At 43.7% G+C, this 21,828-nt stretch carries 20 protein-coding genes; 17 read left to right on the top strand and 3 right to left on the bottom strand.

Going from position 1 to position 21,828, the window contains the following annotated elements:
• The first annotated feature begins 10 nt into the window (after nt 1-10).
• From ACZ42W_RS01875 to ACZ42W_RS01905, 7 genes are all read left to right on the top strand, one after another.
• A complete protein-coding gene (locus tag ACZ42W_RS01875) occupies nt 11-817 on the top strand; it encodes an XdhC family protein (RefSeq protein ID WP_464167995.1) in 807 nt (268 codons plus the stop codon).
• Nucleotides 810-1,121, top strand: coding sequence for an XdhC family protein (locus ACZ42W_RS01880; RefSeq protein WP_464167997.1), 312 nt, complete (start codon nt 810-812; stop codon nt 1,119-1,121). Before ACZ42W_RS01875 ends, ACZ42W_RS01880 begins: the two co-directional genes overlap by 8 nt.
• Nucleotides 1,122-1,146: 25 nt before the next feature.
• The gene (gene yqeB, locus ACZ42W_RS01885; RefSeq protein ID WP_464167999.1) at nt 1,147-2,004 is read left to right on the top strand and encodes a selenium-dependent molybdenum cofactor biosynthesis protein YqeB; all 858 of its coding nucleotides are present in this window, start codon (nt 1,147-1,149) and stop codon (nt 2,002-2,004) included.
• Nucleotides 2,005-2,214: 210 nt separating this feature from the next.
• Nucleotides 2,215-3,072, top strand: coding sequence for an FAD binding domain-containing protein (locus ACZ42W_RS01890; RefSeq protein ID WP_464168001.1), 858 nt, complete (start codon nt 2,215-2,217; stop codon nt 3,070-3,072).
• Nucleotides 3,057-3,506: a (2Fe-2S)-binding protein gene (locus ACZ42W_RS01895; protein ID WP_464168003.1), complete on the top strand. Its 450-nt coding sequence runs from the start codon at nt 3,057-3,059 to the stop codon at nt 3,504-3,506. Before ACZ42W_RS01890 ends, ACZ42W_RS01895 begins: the two co-directional genes overlap by 16 nt.
• A 1-nt stretch (nt 3,507) precedes the next feature.
• Nucleotides 3,508-5,796 carry a xanthine dehydrogenase family protein molybdopterin-binding subunit gene (locus ACZ42W_RS01900; protein ID WP_464168004.1) on the top strand — a complete coding sequence of 763 codons (2,289 nt, stop codon included), beginning with the start codon at nt 3,508-3,510 and terminating at the stop codon, nt 5,794-5,796.
• 294 nt (nt 5,797-6,090) lie between these two features.
• Nucleotides 6,091-6,858 carry a DUF2087 domain-containing protein gene (locus tag ACZ42W_RS01905; RefSeq protein ID WP_464168006.1) on the top strand — a complete coding sequence of 256 codons (768 nt, stop codon included), beginning with the start codon at nt 6,091-6,093 and terminating at the stop codon, nt 6,856-6,858.
• 212 nt (nt 6,859-7,070) lie between these two features.
• On the opposite strand, the gene ACZ42W_RS01910 is transcribed toward ACZ42W_RS01905, so the two are convergent.
• Nucleotides 7,071-7,712 carry a CBS domain-containing protein gene (locus ACZ42W_RS01910; RefSeq protein ID WP_464168008.1) on the bottom strand — a complete coding sequence of 214 codons (642 nt, stop codon included), beginning with the start codon at nt 7,710-7,712 and terminating at the stop codon, nt 7,071-7,073.
• Between the two features lie 277 nt (nt 7,713-7,989).
• On the opposite strand from ACZ42W_RS01910, the gene hcp reads away from it, so the two are divergent.
• From hcp to ACZ42W_RS01955, 9 genes are all read left to right on the top strand, one after another.
• Complete coding sequence (hcp, locus tag ACZ42W_RS01915; RefSeq protein ID WP_464168010.1) at nt 7,990-9,639, top strand: hydroxylamine reductase; 1,650 nt, start codon at nt 7,990-7,992, stop codon at nt 9,637-9,639.
• A 302-nt stretch (nt 9,640-9,941) separates the two neighbouring features.
• Nucleotides 9,942-10,538 (top strand): LysE family translocator, encoded by a 597-nt coding sequence (locus ACZ42W_RS01920; RefSeq protein WP_464168012.1) that lies wholly within the window; start codon nt 9,942-9,944, stop codon nt 10,536-10,538.
• 5 nt (nt 10,539-10,543) lie between these two features.
• Nucleotides 10,544-11,320 (top strand): AraC family transcriptional regulator, encoded by a 777-nt coding sequence (locus ACZ42W_RS01925; RefSeq protein WP_464168013.1) that lies wholly within the window; start codon nt 10,544-10,546, stop codon nt 11,318-11,320.
• 127 nt (nt 11,321-11,447) lie between these two features.
• Nucleotides 11,448-12,599 (top strand): DUF4317 domain-containing protein, encoded by a 1,152-nt coding sequence (locus ACZ42W_RS01930; RefSeq protein ID WP_464168015.1) that lies wholly within the window; start codon nt 11,448-11,450, stop codon nt 12,597-12,599.
• 232 nt (nt 12,600-12,831) lie between these two features.
• Nucleotides 12,832-13,470 carry an alpha/beta fold hydrolase gene (locus tag ACZ42W_RS01935; RefSeq protein WP_464168017.1) on the top strand — a complete coding sequence of 213 codons (639 nt, stop codon included), beginning with the start codon at nt 12,832-12,834 and terminating at the stop codon, nt 13,468-13,470.
• A gap of 80 nt (nt 13,471-13,550) precedes the next feature.
• Nucleotides 13,551-14,783 (top strand): B12-binding domain-containing radical SAM protein, encoded by a 1,233-nt coding sequence (locus ACZ42W_RS01940; RefSeq protein ID WP_464168019.1) that lies wholly within the window; start codon nt 13,551-13,553, stop codon nt 14,781-14,783.
• A gap of 173 nt (nt 14,784-14,956) precedes the next feature.
• Nucleotides 14,957-15,607: a hypothetical protein gene (locus tag ACZ42W_RS01945; RefSeq protein ID WP_464168021.1), complete on the top strand. Its 651-nt coding sequence runs from the start codon at nt 14,957-14,959 to the stop codon at nt 15,605-15,607.
• A gap of 245 nt (nt 15,608-15,852) precedes the next feature.
• Entirely contained in the window at nt 15,853-17,130 is a 1,278-nt protein-coding gene (locus tag ACZ42W_RS01950) for an HD-GYP domain-containing protein (protein ID WP_464168022.1), read from the top strand.
• Between the two features lie 131 nt (nt 17,131-17,261).
• Entirely contained in the window at nt 17,262-17,798 is a 537-nt protein-coding gene (locus ACZ42W_RS01955) for a DUF5317 domain-containing protein (RefSeq protein ID WP_464168024.1), read from the top strand.
• Between the two features lie 7 nt (nt 17,799-17,805).
• Here ACZ42W_RS01955 and ACZ42W_RS01960 read toward each other — a convergent pair whose 3' ends face one another.
• Nucleotides 17,806-18,591: an enoyl-CoA hydratase/isomerase family protein gene (locus ACZ42W_RS01960; protein ID WP_464168026.1), complete on the bottom strand. Its 786-nt coding sequence runs from the start codon at nt 18,589-18,591 to the stop codon at nt 17,806-17,808.
• A 113-nt stretch (nt 18,592-18,704) separates the two neighbouring features.
• Entirely contained in the window at nt 18,705-20,783 is a 2,079-nt protein-coding gene (locus ACZ42W_RS01965; protein WP_464168028.1) for an oxidoreductase, read from the bottom strand.
• Nucleotides 20,784-21,004: 221 nt separating this feature from the next.
• On the opposite strand from ACZ42W_RS01965, the gene ACZ42W_RS01970 reads away from it, so the two are divergent.
• Nucleotides 21,005-21,787 (top strand): electron transfer flavoprotein subunit beta/FixA family protein, encoded by a 783-nt coding sequence (locus ACZ42W_RS01970; protein WP_464168030.1) that lies wholly within the window; start codon nt 21,005-21,007, stop codon nt 21,785-21,787.
• Nucleotides 21,788-21,828: the final 41 nt, after the last annotated feature.

Raw genomic sequence — 21,828 nt, forward strand, 5'->3', positions numbered from 1 at the left:
GGGAAAAACTTTGGACTTAGAAATATATAAGAAGCTTAATTCCCTTCTGATAGCTAAAACTTCTGGAATCTTTGGAACGATCATTTCGGAAAGTACAGAGGATTTATCCCGAGGAACGAAATTCCTAGTTGATGATAAGGGGTCACTCCTCGAAGGAGATATTCCGAAAGACCTATTATCCTTGATGAAGGAGCCGATTCAAGGTGTCCTTGCAGAGAATAAAGCAAGGCTTCTTCGATTGAACTATCGAGAAGCTCAGCTCCAGATATTTCTTGATCCAATTTTTCCGATTGCTCGACTCATTATCCTGGGCGGGGGACACATCGCCTTACCCCTTGTTCGGATGGGGAAACTCTTGAACTATGAAGTAACGGTGGTGGATGACCGCCCTTCGTTTGCCAATCCAGGACGTTTTCCGGAAGCGGATGTGGTTCTGTGTCAGGACTTTAAGAGTGCGATTCGAGAGATCAGCTTCGATGCGAATTCCTACGTGATCATCGTGACGCGTGGGCATCGCCATGATCAGACCTGTTTAGAGGAAGTCTTGAAGAAACCCCAAACGGCCTATACTGGGATGATCGGAAGCCGGCGTAAGGTTGCGACCCTCCTTGGGAACCTGAGAGAAGAAGGGTACTCCGAAGACGATCTTAATAAGGTGTATACACCGATCGGTTTAGATATTGGTGCACAAACTCCGGAAGAGATAGCGGTCAGTATCATGGCAGAGATTATCATGGTTAATCGCTATGGTTATAGCCAAGGTTTAAAGTCAGGTCGTGCGGAGAGATCGAGGCAGGGAGGGATCTACCTTGGATAGAAAAGTGATTGAAGCGATTTCCTGCTTAGAAGGAGAAAAGGCTGCCTTGGCTACCATCATTGGAACTAAGGGTTCCACGCCTCGGAAAGCGGGTGCCCAAGTCCTTTTTTTTCAAGATGGACGGACCATCGGCACGATCGGGGGAGGCTGTGGGGAAGCAGAAGTCCGGAGCCACGCCTTTCGAGCTATCGAAAAGGGAGAACCCCTCCTGATCCAGGTCAATTTAACCCATGAAGTCGCAGAACAAGATGGGATGGTCTGTGGTGGAACGATGGAGGTTTTCCTAGAACCAATCCAATCATAAAATTAAAAGGGGCAAATTGCTACATATGCAAACTATGAGTTATACAGGTCATCGTCCTGTCGTCTTAATTCGTGGGGCAGGAGAACAAGCAACAGGGGTGGGTTGGGCTCTAAATAAGGCAGGATTTCGAGTTGTGATGACGGAAATCCCCAAACCCCTGATGGTTCGTTGGCCAGTCAGCTTCGGAAGTGCAATTGATGAAGGGTCTTGGGTAGTGGAAGGGATAGAGGCTATCCGGCTAGATTCCCCAGAGGAGTGTAAAAGGGCCTGGCGGGAGGGAAAGCTTCCGGTTCTGGTTGACCCTGTACTTGAATATTTACCTCGAATCCGTCCAGATATTCTCGTAGATTCCATTATGGCGAAGCGCAATTTAGGTACGACTAGGGATATGGCGCCTCTAACAATAGGGATGGGGCCAGGCTTTTGCGCTGGAAAGGATGTTCACTGTGTCGTAGAAACGAATCGTGGGCATAATTTAGGACGTCTTATATCCTCAGGCTCGGCCGAACCGAATACGGGGATTCCTGGATCCACACTTGGCTACACGCGAGAACGGGTACTTTATGCACCTGTTTCAGGCATTTTTGAGGCCAAGCGTAAGATCGGAGAGGTCGTCGAAGTTGGGGAGGTGCTTGGAGAGATCCGACATGGACAAGAATTCACTCCAGTTCACGCAACTCTTGATGGAGTTTTACGAGGACTTCTTCGTACAGGAACAGTCATAGAAAACACAGAAAACAATGAAAATCGAGTCAAAGTAGGGGATATTGATCCTCGTTTCAAAAAAGAATATTGTTGGACGATCTCAGATAAGGCGCGAATGCTCGGCGCATCTGTCCTACTGGGGATCTTAGAATGGCAACACTCTCATCTCAATAAATAAGCCTAGTTGAAGGCCAAGAACAAGACCAAAAGTTTGGACACGACCAAGACTTTGATCAAGGACAAAGCTAAGAATAAGATCAAAACCTAGATCAAGATCAAGACCTAGATCAAGATCAAGACCAAGAAGAAGAACATAACAAAAAACAAAAGAAACATTTAAAACTACAGCATTTTTTAATTAAATGAAATCAAGCGGGGGGCTGAAAGCGTGTTTACTTTACGAGACATCGTACAACCCGAGACTCTAGAAGAAGCTTACGAGCTTTTGCTAAAGCAAAGAAGTAATTCGATACTTGGCGGGTGTGCCTTTTTACGATTAGGTTCAAAGCGAATTGGGATAGGGATTGACCTATCGAAGTTAAATTTGAATCAAATAACCGAACGAGAGAGCTTTATCGAGATTGGCGCAATGACCTCTTTTCGGGATTTAGAGACCAATCCCTTACTAAAGGAAGCCTTTGATGGGATTTTACCCAAAGCCGTGGGGAATATCATCGGCGTGCAATTCCGAAATGGTGTGACTGTAGGAGGCTCGGTTTTTTCTAAGTATGGGTTTTCAGACCTCATCGCTGCTCTCTTAGCTTTGGATACTGAGATTGATCTTTATAAGGCCGGACGTATGCCACTTAGCGAATTTTTGCAAAGACCCTTAGAGAAGGATATTCTTACCCATATTCGGATTCCTAAGGAAGAGCGGAGAGCTTCCTATCAGGATCTCCGAATTTCGGCGAGCGATTTTCCGGTCTTAACCGTAGCAGTATCTTGTACTGGTGAGGCTTGGAGAATCGTCGTCGGGGCTCGCCCAAGGACAGCCCAGCTTGCAGCAAAAGCTTCTGAGCAACTTTCTAGCGTGCTTACTAAAGTCAAGTCGGAAACTCAGTCAGGAGCTAAGATTGAAGGAATGGATAAGGGGACACAAGATGCTCTCGAGGCAATTTTAGATCAGGTCATTGAGGAGTTGAGCTTTGGCACGAATGCCAGGGGAACGGAAGAATATCGCAAAGCAATCACCAAAGTCTTAGTTAAACGTGGGATTACGGAGGTCTTAGCATGCAAATCGAAGTAAGCTTAAATGGCAAAAAAGTAGTGCTTGAAGCAGAAAAGGATGAACTCCTTGCCGATACTCTAAGAGCGCATGGAGTTATGAGTATTAGAAAGGGTTGCAATACGACCTGTTGCGGGCTTTGTACCGTCTGGATGGATGGAAAACCTACGCTTTCCTGCTCGACCTTAACATTTCGTGCTCAAGGGAAAGAAATTACCACGATGGAAGGACTTAAGGTGGAGGCCGAGGAGTTTGCGAAGGTCTTGGTCGATGAGGGAGCAGAGCAATGCGGTTTTTGTAGCCCGGGCTTCATCATGACCGTGCTCGCGATGAGAAATGAGTTAAATAATCCTACAGAGGAAGAAATCATTCATTATTTGACGGGAAATTTATGCCGGTGTACCGGTTATCTCGGCCAACTTAGGGCCATTAAAAAGTATCTGGGGGTGGCTTAACGTGAAGGTCGTTGGAACAGGTATTTCAAAAATTGATGGGTTAGCGATTGCCACGGGGCGCCCCGTGTATACAGAGGATTTAGCAGTCGCTGATGCTTTGGTGGTTAAAATCTTAAGGAGCCCTCATGCTTTTGCGCGCATCAAGTCGATCGATACGACTCGTGCTGAAGCACTCGAAGGAGTAGAATGTGTTTTAACCTATAAAGATGTTCCCAATGTTCGCTTCACCTTAGCGGGTCAATCCTATCCTGAACCCTCTCCCTATGACCGTTTAATTCTCGATGAGATCGTTCGTTATGTTGGGGACGAGGTCGCGATTATCGCTGCCGTGGACGAGCGAACGGCTTTAAAAGCGATGAAACTTATTAAAGTGCAGTATGAAGTATTCGAGCCGGTTTTGAAATTAGAAGAGGCTGAAGGGCATCCTTCCGTTGTTCATCCTGAGGAGGATCTTCACTGTAATTATGAGATTGGAATGCAAAAGGAACGAAATGTTATCTCTTACCAAAAAGTTGAAGCAGGTGAAGACGTCGAGGAGGAGTTAAAGAAGTGTGCGGTTGTCGTTGAGGAAACCATATTCACTCAGGCTCAGGCCCAGGCGATGATGGAAACCTACCGCGCTTTTAGTTACCTCGATCATGCCAATCGACTCGTGGTGACTACTTCCACACAGATTCCCTTCCACGTTCAGAGGCAACTTTCACGGGCTCTACAAATCCCTGCAAGTCGGATTCGAGTGATTAAACCGCGGATTGGTGGGGGTTTTGGTGGAAAACAAACAGGGGCATGTGAAGTGTTCACAGCGATCGTAACGATGAAAACAGGAAAACCTTCGAAGATCATCTATGACCGCACAGAAACGTTTAACAGTACAACAAGCCGTCATGCTATGAAGATGAAAGTCCGTTTAGGTGCGGATCGGGATGGAATGATTCGTGTCTTCGATTTGGATGTCCTCTCGGATGGTGGGGCCCATGGAGAGCATGCTTCCACGACCTTAGGAGTTGTGGGAGAGAAGACCCTGTCTCTTTATAACAAAACCCGTGCAGTTCGGTTCACCGGCAAGGTAGTTTATACCAACAAGATGCCCGGAGGGGCTCTACGTGGGTATGGTGCAACCCAGGGGACCATGGCCTTGGAAACAGGTGTAAACAAGCTTGCCGCAGAGCTTAAGATGGATCCCGCAGAAATTCGGCTGAAAAACTTGATTCAAGCGGGGGAGACCTCGCTTGTGTATAATGGAAAAATAATAAAAAGTTCGACCTTACATGAGTGTATCCGCAAAGGGAAGGAACTCATTGGCTGGGATGAGAAATACCCGCGTCAAGAGTTAGAGAATGGAAAAGTCCGTGGAATCGGGATGGCTGTAACCATGCAGGGTTCGGGAATTGCTGGAATCGATACAGCCTCAGCCGAAATCCGGCTTAATGCCGAGGGAAGTTACAACCTGCTTATTGGCTCTACTGACATGGGTACTGGAAGTGATACCATTCTCAGCCAGATGGCCGCAGAAGTTCTTGAGACAAAGGTGGAGAATATAGTTGTCTATGCGGGCGATACAGATACTTCTCCTTATGATCCAGGATCCTATGCTTCGAGTACGACCTATGTCACAGGAATGGCGGTCGTTCAAGCAGCCGAAGACTTGAAAAAGCAAATTCTTGAGCAGGGTGCAAAGTATATGGATGCGAATCCTGAAGCGGTCGAATTCGACGGAAAGGCCGTGACAACCCTCGATGGTAAGACGAGTATTCGACTCGAGAAGATCGCCGAGTTGAATGTTTTGGGCTCAGGCAGACATCAACTTGTAGGGAATGCAACCTACGGTAGCCCTGTTTCGCCTCCGCCCTTTATGGCAGGGTTTGCCGAGGTCGAAGTCGACCCCTTGACAGGTAAAGTGGAACTCATCGATTACGTCGCGGTGATTGACTGTGGAACGGTCATTAATCCAAAGCTCGCTCAGATTCAAGCTGAAGGAGGCTTGGTTCAAGGGATAGGGATGGCTCTCTACGAAGACGTACGCTACGATGATAAAGGCAACATGAGCACAAATAATTTTATGCAGTATAAGATTCCATGCCGAAAGGATATTGGTAACGTTCGGGTTTCTTTCGAAGCAAGCTATGAGCCAACCGGCCCCTTTGGTGCAAAATCGATTGGGGAAGTCGTCATTAACACCCCTGCTCCCGCAATTTCTGATGCTGTGTATAATGCCGTAGGAGCGAGGGTAACGAGCCTCCCGATAACACCCGAGAAGGTGTTCATGGGTATGAGACAGAAGCGTGACTAACGCCTGCAAGGCAGGTGAAACAGGGGGACAGGTCCCTTGTTTCACCTAGCTAATGCTGCCGGAGCACAGACAAGAGCCAATGATTTGATACGATGAACTGCCTATGGACAGGGAAAGATGTCTGTAGGCAGCTTTTTTATGCCACTCCTCCTGCTTTGCGGCTGTTCGTTCTCAAAAAAATAGACAAAAATAAAAAAATCTACTTATATACTAGACAGACTTAATAATATGATGCATAATATAAGCAAAACAGTGCAAAAAGTCTGACCAATTCTCGAGAGTGAGGGCATACAATTGAAAGACCTAGAGACATTATTTTGGCAAGCATCTATCGACGAAGTAAAACGTGGATATGTATATAGCTCGGATACAGAAGAATACCGCTGTCTTCGTTGCGGAAAGGGATTTACGAAGGGAGTCATTTATCCAGACCAGAATCGGTGGCTGGACGCTGAAAAGGCGGTTCGCGAACATCTCTCCCAGGAACATTCTTCAATGTTCGAGTATCTCTTAGGCTTGGATAAAAAAATAACGGGCTTAACAGAGCATCAAAAGCAATTGCTCACCTATTTTTATCAAGGTTTAAGTGACCAACAAATTGCTAAAGAACTTGGTGGAGGGAGCACCTCGACGATTCGAAATCATCGGTTTGCCTTGAAACAAAGAGAAAAGCAAGCCAAGGTTTTTTTCATGATTATGAAGCTATTGGAGGAGAACAAGATGGCCTCAAAGGAACAGTTCGTGCCCGTCTATAACTCTGCGACGATGGTCGATGAACGCTTCGCCTTAACGGTCGAAGAGTATCAAGAAATTATCCGAAGATACTTCAAAGAGGGGGAAGCCGGTCCCTTAGCTACCTTTCCGACGAAAGAAAAAAGGAAGATTGCCGTTCTGCGCCACTTAATCCAACGCTTTGAGCGTGGTAAAAAGTACACGGAAAAAGAGGTTAATGAAATTCTAAAGCAAGCTTACCCTGATTTTGTCACCCTAAGAAGGTATTTTATCGAGTATGGATTTATGGACAGGGAAGACGATGGCAGTGTGTATTGGGTCAAGAAATAGTGAAGTAGATAGACAGAAAAGGAGCAAATTCAAATGCGAAGCTCGATCCGTCTATGCTCTTTAATCCGCGCTTGAAATAAGGTTGTGTAGAGGCAAAGTAAAAAGGCAAAGTAAAAAGGCAAAGTGGGAACGGTTAGACCGTTCACACTTTGCCTTTATCGTTTTGTTTATATATGTTTTGTTTCTATTAAATAAAGTCCTAAAGATTTGAGCTAGTCCTGTACGTTGGCATCAAGTACTTTGAATCCCGCTTTTTCGATGATGGCGACGATTGAATCTTTATCCCTCGTGTCCAAACGCAAGACGATTTTCCGAAGATCCATGATAGAAGGATCAACCATGATGATACTAATAATGTTGACTTTGGCTTTGGAGATCAATTTTGTGAGGGTGGCAAGTCGTCCTTCTATATCGTCGAGGACGATTTCCAGCCGGATACCCCGTTTGCCTAAGCCAAGGCTGTTACCCAAGGTTCCAAGGAGTTGCTGCTTTGTAAGTAAGCCAGCCAAATTACCCTTAGAGTCAATGATGCAAAGAAATTGCATCTTCATCTTGGCCATGGTTTGTAGGGGATATTCTAAGAGATCGTTAGGATTAACCGTTCGATAATCCGTTTTCATTTGCTCGCTTACTTTAGTATCCTGAAGATAGTCTGATTTTGAGGGGAAGTCATTGAGGAAAAAAGTCTTATAGATATGTTGTTTGGATATAACCCCTACGACTTGGCTTCCACGGAGTACTGGCAAAGCATCATGTCCATGGAGGGACATCAACTCCAGAGCATCCTTAAGAGTATGATTTTCTGTAAGGGTAATGACTTTTGATGCAGGAATCATGTGATTACGAACGTACATACAATCCCTCCTCGAGCTTTTCCTTTGGCTTCTCTTTACCTTAGATATACTAGGGTGAGCAAGATATTTCCTGCAGGAATGAAAAATATTTATTGAAGAAATAGAAGTGTGAGTTTTATCACACAAAAAGAAATACTGGAATCACGGTTTCATTGTTCCCATTCAGTTAATATATTCACAGGCGGTCGAAAGTGTAGAAAATCAATTGTCTCGAACCGTCCAATAATAAACGGATCACAAACAATATAAAAAATTAGAAAATAGGGGGATTCGAAAAATGAGTATGTTCTGTTTTCAATGTCAAGAAACCGCTAAAGGTACCGGCTGCACGATCAAAGGTGTGTGTGGCAAGACTGAAGATGTATCAAATCTTCAAGACTTATTGATTTATGTCCTAAGAGGGATTTCAATCTACGGTGTTCAAGCTCGAGAACTGGGTGTCGTCCGTCAAGACATCGACAAATTTGTCATGGAGAGTTTGTTCGCGACCATTACGAATGCAAACTTTGATAATGCACGCTTTGTAGCACTTATCCGCGAAGGTCTCGACCTACGTAATCAGTTAAAGAAAGAAATTGTTGAAGCGGGTGGAGTAATCCCTGCTGACCTTCACGATTCTGCAACTTGGACGGCTGTTTCAGCTGAAGCTTTTGATCAAAAAGCAGCACAAGTTGGCATTTTAGCGACTGAGAATGAAGACGTTCGTTCCCTTCGTGAGCTTCTCATCTATGGACTTAAAGGAATGGCGGCTTACGCTGAGCATGCCTTCACTCTTGGCTATGAAGATACTAGCATCTTCAGCTTTATGATGAAAGGCTTGAAAGCTACCACCGATGATACCCTTGGTGCTGACCAACTCGTGGCTCTTGTTCTTGAGGCTGGAAAATACGGTGTCGATGTTATGGCTCTTCTCGATAAAGCGAATACGTCTACTTACGGTAGCCCGGAAGTAACGAAGGTTAATATCGGTGTTCGTAATAACCCTGCTATCCTTATCAGTGGTCATGATCTCAAAGACCTCGAAGAACTCTTGAAGCAAACTGAGGGAACTGGAGTAGATGTATATACCCACGGAGAAATGCTCCCAGCACACTACTACCCAGCCTTCAAGAAATACGCTCACTTCGTTGGAAACTATGGAAACGCTTGGTGGAAACAAGATAAAGAATTCGATTCCTTCAATGGACCGGTTCTTCTCACCACCAACTGCTTAGTTCCTCCTAAAGATTCCTACAAGGATCGCGTCTTTACTACGGGTGTCGTCGGCTTTGAAGGACTAAAACACATCGCGGCGCGTGAAGAAGGTCAAGCAAAAGACTTCTCTGAAATCATCGAACTAGCTAAGACGTTACCTGCTCCTACTGAGATTGAAACCGGTGAAATCGTCGGTGGTTTCGCCCATGACCAAATCTTTGCCGTTGCTGACAAAGTGGTTGATGCAGTGAAATCCGGAGCCATTAAACGCTTCTTCGTCATGGCAGGTTGTGACGGACGCATGAAGAGCCGTGATTACTATACGAACTTCGCAGAAGCCCTCCCGGCGGATACGGTCATCCTCACTGCAGGTTGCGCAAAATACAAATACAACAAATTAAACCTTGGCGACATCGGTGGAATTCCGAGAGTCTTAGATGCTGGACAATGTAACGACTCCTACTCTCTCGCAGTGACTGCCCTTAAGTTAAAGGAAGTCTTCGAATTAAATGATATCAATGATCTTCCTATCTCCTACAACATCGCTTGGTATGAGCAAAAAGCAGTCATCGTACTTCTTGCTCTTCTCCACCTCGGAGTGAAGAACATTCACCTCGGACCCACGTTACCAGGATTCCTCTCCCCGAATGTAGTCAATGTTCTCGTTGAGAATTTCGGTATCGGTGGAATCACTAACGTAGAAGACGACATGAAAATGTTCATGGGTCAATAATCTAACTAAACTAAGAGCAGGAGGCTTTGGCCTCCTGCTTTTTTGGTGCGGTCACGCATGGCGCTTAACGTGACGGTGAAAGTTCGATGGGGGAGGAGAAACGAACAGGTCCCGCGTTTCAATCCTGTGATGCAAATCACTGTATTTCATGAAAAGGCATTTGAAGTCTATAATTGGTATTTCACATAAACCTAAGTTATCTTATAATAGGAAATACAAAACTGTAACTCTGCAATAATATACTATATGCCTTGAATTTTAAGATGTATATTTATGAAAATACTTTCAAAGGGGTGTGCTTCATGAATATTACGTCTTTTTTGTTATACTGCTGCATTGTTACATTCACACCTGGACCTACAAATATTGAAATATTGTCCACAGTGCATAATTTCGGGTCAAAGAAGGCAATGGAGTATGCATATGGAGCAACAATTGCTTTTGGTTTATTACTTGGTATTTCCGCTATATTGAATACTCTACTTGTAGCAGTAATACCAAAGATTTTGATTGTTATGCAGATAATCGGAAGCTTTTATATGCTCTATCTTGCCTATCAAATATTCAAAATGGATGTAACAGAGTCGGCTGAGGTCCAAACTGCTAGTTTTATTTCTGGCTTCCTTATGCAGTTTGTCAATCCAAAGGTCGTACTGTTTACAATGACTGTAATTCCAAGCTTTGTTATGCCATACTATACAGCTCCGCCTGCGCTTGCAGTATTTGCTACTTCTATAACAATTATTGGATTTTGTGCATTTGTTACATGGGTTCTCTTCGGTGTAGTGTTCAAGGAATTTTTACAGAAATATCAAAAGACTGTTAATGTAATTATGGCATTATTTTTAGTTTATTCTGCGATAATGGCATCTGGGGCAGTTGAGCTATTTAAGAGGTGATTCATATGGATAGATTTATATATAAAAAATCAACAGGTATTACTGCGTTGTCAGCAAGCTTTACTGATTTCAAATATAAAAAGCACTCCCATAAGGAATATGCGTTAGGTGTAACACTGCGAGGTATTCAGCAGTATAACCTTGATGGAAGTTTACAGTCGTCATATCAAAATGGTGTCATGCTTTTTAACCCGGAGCAGCCGCATGACGGTATGGCACATGATAAGACAGGTATTGATTATGTTATGGTATATATTGAGCCGAAACTGTTTTTAGAGATTCTTGAAAAGAAGGATATGGTCCGCTTTTCTTCTCCAATTGTGTATAATTACAGGCTTCAACAAAGAATACTAAACCTTTCTTGTGCAATATTGAGCGGAAAAGATGAGGCATTGTGCAATGAATTACTTCTATCTCTTACGGATAGCTTAACTCAGCCCAATCTTTGTATGAGTTCCAGGAAGGATAATGATTTAATCAGAAAAGCAAAGGATATGATTCATTGCAGCCTGGAAAATGTACTAAGACTTGATGACATTTGCAGGGAACTTGATATTTCAAAATTTCAGTTTATCAGAATGTTTAAAGCCGGTACTGGAATTTCGCCCTATCAATATTTTCTAAACTGCAAGGTAGAACTTGCAAAGCAGTTAATAGAAAAAAACAAAGATGTTTATTCGGCAGTAGCAGAATGTGGTTTTGTAGATTTAACCCATTTAAATAAGCATTTTAAAAGCATATATGGAATAACAGCATTTGAATATATGTCATATCTAAGTTAGGGAGTCAAAATCCTACTATTTCTGGTATACTTTATTCTGATTTCCCCGGTTGGTCTTTCACTGTCCTGTCTAACTATGTTAATATCAAAGACGTTGAGAAACTTATATAAAACTAAGGGGATAAAGAATGGATAAAAATGATCTCGCCAAGCTAAGAAAAGAATTTAGGGCAGGCAATGACGGACTTAAATTAAAGGAAATTTGCAGCGTTTATATTAAGAAAGATAGCGCACAAATTCTCGGAGTAGAGACTGAATACTTCGAGAAAATGGACGAATTAAAACAGGAGTTTTACCTGAAAGGGTTTAAAAAGCTCATTACAGGTCAACTGGACAGTAAGATTTTTGAACTGAGTTTTGCGGACAACAAACTCGGTGAAAATCCGGAGCAGAAGGTGCTGTTCGACGCCCTGCACTCGGATTTTAAAGAACAGATTGTGCACATCGTGCAAAAAATCATGGATCACAGTGAGTCCTACGAATCGGATTATATGATTTCATTTACCCGCGGGGAATTTTGGATTCCTGTAAAAAATGAAGTGGGCCAAGACGATGAGGCAAAAAATGATGTGGTGAATGCTTTTGAATTTGTGATGGGTACTGTCAACTTGGTGGCCATTCCCAAACGGGCCTTAATGTTTGATTTTGAGGAGAAGAACTTTAGAGTTGATATTCCGATGAATGTCTATATCAATGCCTTATCACCTGAAGAGGGATTTGTGTTTCCTTCCATGAGTGATGGGTATGCCGATACCAATAAGGTCATTTATTATACCAAAAAAGATAATCAACCCAGTGAAGCCTTCATTCACCATGTTCTGAATTGCGAAGTGATCTCAACAGCCCAAGATGATAAAGAACGGTTTTTAACGATTATCAAGAATGTCACCGGAGATCAGGTTGAACCTGAAGTAATCGCCAATGTTTATGAACAGATAAGTGAATACATCACTGATGCAAATGAAGACGGTGAGATTCCGACTCTTGGCGTCAAAGCCATTGAACAAATTCTTGTTAAAAGCGGAATTGAAGATACGCATAAACTGGAAAGTGCATTTTTAGAAAATACCGATAAGGTCAATTATGAATTTAAGGCAACCAACCTGCTACCAAGCAGTAAGGTGATTGAAATTAAAAGCAACGTCGCACAAATTAGGATTCGTCATGAGGAGCTAAAACGCATTAAACAAGTCAAGAAGAATGGGCGACAGTACCTACTAATTGAGATCGACGACCCTGCAATTCTAGAAGGCTTTGAATTAAGTACAGAAGAATTTTAAAAATGGCCAACCTCGTAAGGGGTTGGCAATAGGCCTCCCTGGTTTAATTCAACTAGGGAGGCCTATCAATTTACTACTAATACTTCGCATTAAATATGACACAGCCAAAATCACGTCCGCTTTTACATCTGAATTCACACCACTAACCGCTATGATGTAATATTTTACAAGTGTGTACAGTCTAGATAAAATGAAGTTAAAGAGGAATTATGAATTGGGGAGGGATTTTCTCATGCGAGGATTGATTTTGTATGGTGCAAACTGCACTCTTGATGTGTGGGATGTACTGAAAAGTGAATTAACAGTACATAATGTTACATTTGTAGAATATCCACATAATATTACAGAAAAAGCAAACAACGTTTCAGATGTTACTAAGTGGATATATGCAACTTATGGAAATGAGAAGTTCGATTTTATTCTCGGACATAGTATGGGGGGAATTATTGGATTAGAATTGGTTGCAGATTTCAAGTTAAGATGTGACAAAGTAATTTTTATCGATTCCAATTTGAAACCTGCAAAAAACTTTTATCGAAACTTAATGCTTCCTTCCAATATGGAACAATATGGTGAGAAAATCATTTCTATGATAAAGGGAGAGGCAAGATACTATAGTGATAGTTTAAAAAAGGCATTGCAAGAGGAGTTTGATTATACAGATTATATTAGGAAAATAAATTCTAAAGTTTATGGAATATATGGAGATAGAGGGCAAAAATGCTATGTCAATAGGATTAGTGATTTGTGCCTTGATGATGATATTGTTGCAAAAATAGACTTTAGATTCGTTGAAAATTCATGCCATATGCCAATGGTTGAAAACCACGAGGCGTTAGCATATATCATAGAGAGCATTTTAGTCGAATGATAGATATTGATAATATTATCTTTATTTATTTGTGTCGCATTACTCAGGAATGTAAATATTTCGTGTAAAAGGAATTCTGCATGAAAGAAAATGGTTGTACACATACGAAAGTCCACCTTACAAATTTACAATGGTCCAAGACTGAAGTATGGAGCGGAGAATTGAAGCATTCGGAGAGGATGAGTCCAATTTCGAAAGTGTATCGAAGTCGGGGTGTTTCTGTGGTTTTCGGAGGAATACATGTGAGCGCGAATCCTGAAGATGCCCTTGAGCATGCGGATGCTGTATGTGTTGGGGAGGCAGAAGGGGTATGGGCTCGGATCTTAGCAGATACGGACGAAGGCCGACTTCAAGGCCTCTATCAATCTACAGAACCAGTCGATCCAGCCAGTATTCTAGTGCCTCGTTGGGAAGCTATTGATTCTACTCCATATCTTTATACCAATATCGTCGTCGCAAGCCGGGGTTGTCCCTTTCAATGCGAGTTTTGTTACAACAGTTCGGATTATATATTCCATCAATACCGATTCAGACCCGTTGACAAGATTATCGAAGAAATCAAGCATTTAGATACGCGCCATATTATGTTCATCGATGATAATTTGATTGGAAATATTCAGTGGGCTAAAGAGTTAGTTCATGCGCTTAAACCTTTAAGAATCAAATGGAATGCAGCGGTCACCGCGAACATCGTGAATCATCTGGATCTCTTAGATGAGATGGCCGAAAGTGATTGTCAAAGTCTGTTCATCGGGCTTGAGTCGATTAATCCAGAATCCATCAACAGTGTTCATAAATATCAGAACAACCGAGAGCAATACGAACGATTGATTCAGGAAATCCATCAGCGGGGAATGATGATTAATGCAAGTCTCGTCTTTGGATTAGATCATGATTACCCAGAAGTCTTTCAAGATACTCTAGACTGGCTTGTCAGAAATAAAGTGGAGACCATGACGGCTCACATCCTAACCCCTTATCCAGGTACTGCAATGTATAAGCGCTACCTTGAAGAAGGACGGATTACCGACAGGGACCTAAGGCACTACAATACGGCCCATGTGGTGTTTGAGCCAAGGAATATGTCTGTAAAAGAGCTTTACCAGGGGTATCTCTGGATATATAAGGAGTTCTACTCAGTTCGGAATATCTTGAGAAGAATCCCAGATCATCCCCGCCAGCGCGTGCCTTACCTGCTTTTCGGATTTGTCTATCGAAAGTTTGGAAAGTTCTTGTCGAATAGGATCTCTCGAATGGAGCTTATGCATTCCCTTGGTCGGTGGGTCAGGAAGCTATCGTATAACCTAGACTAGCTGTCGTATAGGCATCAATTTGCGAAGAGAAAAGAACAAGCTATCACTTGGGGGGACAAGCTTTGTAAATATGTTAAGAAAGATGAAGTAAAAGCTAAGGATGAGAAGGAATGTAGGGAGCAGGTGTCGAATTACACAATCTGGTAAAGAATCAATGCTTTCAGGAGGAAATTATGTCAGACGAGACGATATGGGAACCTTATGAGCAATCCATCAAACAAATCCGGTCTGTTATAGCGACCCGGATCAAAGGTAATTCATCAGAGGAGATCGAAGAGATCCATGTTCTAGCAAACTCAAAGCGTAATCCTAAACAAATCGTTCGTGATATAGAATCTATGTTAGCAGCACAATTCGGTTTAGAAATCGATCATAAAAAAGTAAGTGTCGTCCAGTTGGAGAGTGAAGAGGAAACTCCGCAAAGCTACGCTAAGCATGGGGAGCAAATACGCCCTAAGCTCGTCAGCGTGTCCTTGCGCACTGTCAATACGATGGCAGAGGTGAAGGTCGAACTCTCTGCACAAGATGAGATCATGGAAGGGGTCTCTACCGGGACCTCCACGACCTATAATAAACTTCGGCTCTTTGTCGAAGCCACCATCAATGCTTTGTCCGGTTTTATGATGGACAAGCTCGTCTTCGCTACGGAAGATGTGATGATTAACCGTCTGGGTAAACATCAGGTTGCTCAGGTGGCGATTAGTTTAATTACACCCGTCGGGGAGCAAACCCTAGTCGGATGTGCTATCGTAAAAAATGATGAGCGGGAAGCCGTCGTAAAGGCGACTTTGGACGCAGTGAACCGGAAATTGTGGTTCTATTAATAATGTGAATCTTGGCCGACTTATAGCATATTAGATTCTATTGCCACATTTTCCATCAATTGAGCGAAGCGGAAAAATGAAGCGAAGCGGTTTAAACCTGAATCTCAAAAAGATTTAAAGGGGGTTTACCGTAATGAGCAAACTTTTCAAGGCTATCGCAGTTCTTGTAACGCTTGTTTTCGCTGGTGGCGCTAGTTTCAGAATCTAATGGCTTTAAAGTCGGCCATTTAATAAAGAGGGTTTATATGAAGAATCTACCTAAGGAATTTAGACGTACTTTTGTTACAATAAGTTTACTGGCGTTAGCAGCCCTTCTTATAGTAACGATTCAAACAGATTGGGATCGTAATAATCTGTTTGATTTACTCGTTTTTGGGATTCTTGCCATAGCGAGTGAGTCACTTCCTGTTGCAATGCCGATTGGTGGTTATGTAACGGTGAGTTATGCAGTTTTTCTCTCCGCGATGGCTTCCGTGGCTCCAGGAGTTTCTTTACTTGCCGCTGCTTTAAGTGGATTATTGGTTGTAGGCTTGGATGCTTTAAAGACACCTTTGTGGAAACGAATTTTTAATGCTTCCCAATTCGTTGTATCGATGACGGTCGCATTACTTGCATTACGGTTACTAGGGATAACAGCTTTTAGTTTAGACATCAAATTAATAGCATATTTTCTATTAGCAGGAGTCTCGTATGTTATTACTAATGTAACGATTGTTTCTATTGCTTTGGGCATTTTAAATAAGAAGTCTCCTTTTGCTATTTGGTCTGGTAATATGCGTAGCCTAATTCCTAGCTTCTTAGCATTAGCCCCACTCGGACTACTCATGTCCATGTTATATAAGAATTATGGATCTCTCGGAATTATTCTATTATTTGTGCCCTTACTTATTGCCCGTCACTCCTTCCAGCTCTATGTGGATATGCGTAAAAACTACCTAAACACTGTCGAGGCGCTTGTTCAAGCGTTAGAGGCAAAAGATCCCTATACAAGCGGTCATTCCAGCCGGGTGGCGCAGTGGTCTGTGAAGCTAGGAGAAGTGCTAGGATTACCCGAAGATCGGCTTGAGTTTATCAAGTATGCAGGAGTTTTACATGACGTTGGTAAAATCGGGGTCAGCGAGAATATCTTGAATAAAAAAGGGCAGCTCGAGGATTCTGAGTGGGATATGATTCGTAATCATCCGGTTATCGGACAAAATATTATCCAGGGGATTGATTTCCTGTTTGATGTAGGATCCGTCGTTCGATATCATCATGAACGTTATGATGGAACAGGTTATCCAGAACGGATCGCGGGTGAAGCCATCCCTTTAGAAAGTCGGATTATAGCTGTAGCAGATACATACGATGCAATGACCTCGAGTCGAAGTTATCGTAAGGAGATTCCTCCTGAGGAGGCTTTAGTAGAGTTAAGACGAGTTGCAGGAACCCAGTTGGATCCTCAAATCGTTCAAGCCTTTTGTAAGATTGTTCAGGACGAGAATCCTCAATTACAGTGTTCTAATCAAGTTCAAACAGTTTAGATTGTCCTTTTACCAATTCTTTAGGCATTAGTTATCTTTATATGAACTACAGATAGGCCTCCCGCATTGGGAGGCCGAAATTTTGCACAAAATACCTAACACATAATTCCAGTATAGAAGGGGGAACACGAATGCTCCTTGAGTCTATTGTTCTAGCGATTCTCATCGGTTTTCTTACAGGGGGAAAGCTAAACCCTCTCCTTGAAGTTCATATGAAAAAGGTGGGGTTGCTGATATTCGGAGCTTTGCTTCAAGCGGTGGTATTTTGGTCCGTAAAATCAAACATCGACCTTGGATTCTATTGGCTTATCCCTTTTTTACATTCATTTTCCTATATACTTCTCCTCGGCTTCACCATGGTAAACCGATCTTTTCCAGGTATCCACATAGTATCTATAGGGATTGCTCTGAATGCCTTAGTGATTAGTCTGAATGGGGGACTTATGCCAGTTGATCCTATGTATCTTCCGGAGGAGAGTCATCTGCTCCTTCAAGCAGGAACCGGAACCCATGGACTTGTGACAGATGCAACCCGCTTAAAATTCTTAGCGGATATTTTTTATGCAGCGATACCAGGGCTTGGAAAACAACTGTTCAGTCTGGGTGATGTATTGATCGACTTAGGAATAGGGATTTTCATCGTGAAGAAGATGCGAACGCACATTTAAAGCACGACTATCGGCCAAAAAATTCAGGCTGTCGCTTCTCCAATATTGAGGCCACGGCCTCTTTTTTATCCTCAGTTCCCATGCAAAACGTGGAGGCTACCTCCTCGTATATAAGCCCAGCTTCTAGTGGAGTATCCACAGCTAAGTTTATTGCCTTTTTTGCAAAGCGAACCGCTAAGGGAGGCATGCTTGCGATGCGCTCTGCCATTTTGAGGGCCTCGTCTATAAGGGCATCTGGGGCTACAACGAGATCGACAAGCCCTATCCGTAAAGCCTCCTGGGCATCAATGGTCTCAGCTGTCAGAATAAGACGCTTGGCTTGGCTGGGCCCTACGACACGAGTTAGACGTTGGGTTCCGCCCATATCAGGATTAAGCCCGAGACGGACCTCGTTAATAGAAAAAGTGGCCTTGCTGGAGGCGATTCGAATATCTCCGCTTAAGGCAAGCTCCAAACCACTACCGACGGTGATCCCATTAAGCACCATTATGACAGGCTTGATATGTCGGTCCCATCGTGTATTCACGCCTTGAAAGCGATGGAGTTCAAGTGAGATAAAGTGGGAGTTGAGTTTGGAAAGAAGACTGAGATCCGCTCCGGCACAGAAGAATTTATCTCCTCCCCCCGTAAAGAGAATCACGCGCACCTCATCGTCCATATGGAGCTCGGACTGAATACGTTCCATCTCCAGATAAGTATCCTGAGTCCAGGAGTTTCCCTTTTCTGGTCGATTCAAAGTGACAAGGGCAATAGCCCCCTTCTTTTCTATCAGGAAGTCGACATAAGAATTCATCAACACTATCGCTCCTTTATATTACAAAATATACGAAGATTTCTTGGTCCCAACACAGGTGGGGTAAAGTGATGTGCGGGGTTGCCAAAAGCATCACTTAAGATCTGAGGAGCTTAGATGAGTTTAGTCGCTTCGGCATACGCCGCATGTACGGCATCCAAGACTTTCGCTGGCTTAGATGCATCTCCGATCAGGTGAAGTGTCACTTGAAGCGGGAGTCTGCTTTGCAGTTCCTTGAAGAGTTCTTGATCTGGAGTCGAGCCGATAGCGAGTACAGTCGTATCCCCCGAAATTAGGGTTTCTCCTTCGGGAGTCATAACCCAAACCCCCTCACGACGTACCCCTTGAACCTTCGTATGAGTATAAATCTTTACCTTGTGTCGCTTAAGATCTGCGAGCATGGACCAGCGGGTACTTGGCCCAATATCCTGACCGATTCCCTTGGCCATCTCGACAAGGGTGATTTGTTTTCTTCCCTGGAAAAGGAGTTTGCCCAGGGTTTCGGGAGCTTCAGCCTGATTTACTAAGAGAAAACGCAGAGTTTCTGAGTCGAGAGTCCCTTGTTCTGCGAGATAGAGGGCTGTTTCCACGCCAACTGCCCCTCCACCTACGATGACAACCTTATTTCCAGTTGAAGCCTCACCCGAGAGAACATCCCAAGCTTGAATAGCAGAAGTGCCCTCTTCAACGTGAAGGGGAGGGTTCAAGGGTTTCGCTCCGGTAGCTAAAACGATATGAGTAAAACCGTCATTTTTGACACTTTCTAAGATGTTTTCAGGGGTAGCGATTTGATTATAAATAACCTTAACCCCTTGATCCTCACAGATTTCTAAGAGATAAGTGGTAAAGCGGTTGAAATCGTTTCGACCAGGAGGAGCTGCGGCGAGACTTAGTTGTCCTCCGGCTTTGTTGGCTTTTTCCCAAACAGTAACACGATGACCCTGGAGGCTGGCCACTCGCGCAAACTCTAGCCCTGCAGGACCAGCCCCAATAACGAGGATGCACTTAAGACCTTCGCGAGCAGATACGTTTTTATGATTAAGATGAAGTTCTGCTTCACGGCCTGCCTCCGGATTAACGAGGCAAGAAACAGGCTTTCCACGAAAGATTTGATCGAGGCACCCTTGGTTACAGGCTATACAAGGTCGAATCGGGCCAAAAGAAGGAGCTTGGATATCAGGGAGTAAAGGTTCCTCTTGTCCCAGTACATAAGTCTTTAATGGGAAAAATGGATCAGCAATTAAGGGCCTCGCTAGCCCGACAAGATCAGCGTCCCCGGATGCGATAATATCTTCCGCGAGCTCGGGAGTCGTAATTCGATTCGAGGCAATCACCGGAATGGAAACGGCGTTCTTAATCCCACGTGCGAGATAGCGGAAAGCTCCTGGGGGAACATTCATCGTGATCTGGGGAACGAGGGTTTCATGCCAGCCGCCAGTTACGTTGATTGCATTCACTCCAGCTTTCTCCAACTCCCTGGCAAAGATTTGTGCCTCTTTGTTGCTATGTCCCCCAGGAACAAAGTCATTTCCAGCTATTCGTGCTAAAAGGGGATAATCTGGTCCCACTAACTCTCGAATTTTAGCCACGATGTCGAGAGCGAAGCGCATTCGATTGGACAGTTCTCCTCCGTATTCATCGGTCCGCTGATTCGTAACAGGGGAGAGAAACTCGGAAATAAGATATCCAGTACCTGCTAGAATTTCCACCCCATCGAACCCTGCCTCTTGTACTCGGGAGGCCGCTTGTGCAAAGGAATTAATCATCTTCTGGATTTCATCAAGGGTCAATTCATGGGGAACTTCTCCGCTGAGTTTCGAGGGAAGAGGAGAAGGAGCAACCGGTTGATGTCCGGTTAAGGCGGAAGAAGCATAGCGACCCGATTGATAGAGCTGTGCCATGATCTTAGAATTTTCGCCATGAACAGCTTCAACCAGTGTTTGAAGACCTGGTAAAAAGCGATCCTCATCGACCTGAATCATCCCCAGGGTGTTTCCCACCTTATCAATCCCGCACCCACCGACAATAATCAGTCCGGCTCCCCCTCGAGCCCGTAGTCGGTAGAACTCAACCAACTGATTGGTTACTTCCCCAGTCGGACAGTAACAAAGATGCATGGCTGGCATAACAATTCGGTTTCTCAGGTTCATACTTCCTATTTGAAGAGGAGAAAAGAGCAGAGTATTCTTCATATCGACACCTCCTGTAAATGAATAGTCATTCATTACCCACTAGAATATCATGAAAACCTAGAAGTTAGAATACCATTTTCAAAGTAATCAGAAAATTATTTAAATATAAAATATTTAAATAATAAGGGTTCCGTTTTTGAAAGAAAGATGATATTATGAATGATAAGAAAATGAATGAGTATTCATTCATACGGAGATTCTAACAAGAAAGGGGAATCGAGATGAACATATTGGTTTGTCTAAAGCAAACATTTGACACTGAAGCGAAGATCGTGATTACTTCTCAGGGCCAAATCGATTCTACGGGAGTGAACCTCATCATGAATCCTTATGATGAATTTGCCGTGGAAGAGGGGATTCGACTCAAGGAAAAGTTCGGGGGCGAAGTGACCGTTCTAAGTATGGGTGGAGCCAAAGTCAATGAAGTGCTACGGACAGCGCTTGCGATGGGGGCCGATAAAGCAGTCGCGATTCAGGATCCGGCCTTAGAAGGAAGTGACGAATTCGTAACAGCGGCGGTATTAGCCAAAGTAGTTCAGGGGATTACTTTTGATATTTTGCTTTCTGGACGGATTGCGATCGATGATGGCTCGAGCCAAGTGAGTACACGACTTGCTGAACTTCTGGGTATTCCCTCGGTGACGAGCATTAATGACCTGAAGGTGGAGGGAATGACGGCTATCGCAACCCGTGATATTGACGGAGGAAGTGAAATAGTGGAGGTCACACTTCCCGCCGTTCTTACCGCTCAGAAAGGGCTAAACTGGCCTCGCTATCCTTCCGTAGCAGGGATTATGAAGGCCAAGAAAAAAGAGCTAAAAACGTTTACCCTTGCAGATCTTGGAGTTGCGGCAGAGGCTTCTGGAACACAGGGTGCGAAGATGAAGATTGTACGTTTAAGTTCAGCTCCTCCTCGGCAAGCTGGCCGTGTGATCAAAGGTGAGCCAGCCCAAGCGGTAGCAGAGCTGGTGCAGGCTTTGATGAATGAGGCAAAAGTCATCTAGCATTAAGGCAGAAGATAAGATAAGAGAAGAAAGGATGAGAA

The organism is Desulfitobacterium elongatum, from assembly GCF_055378975.1.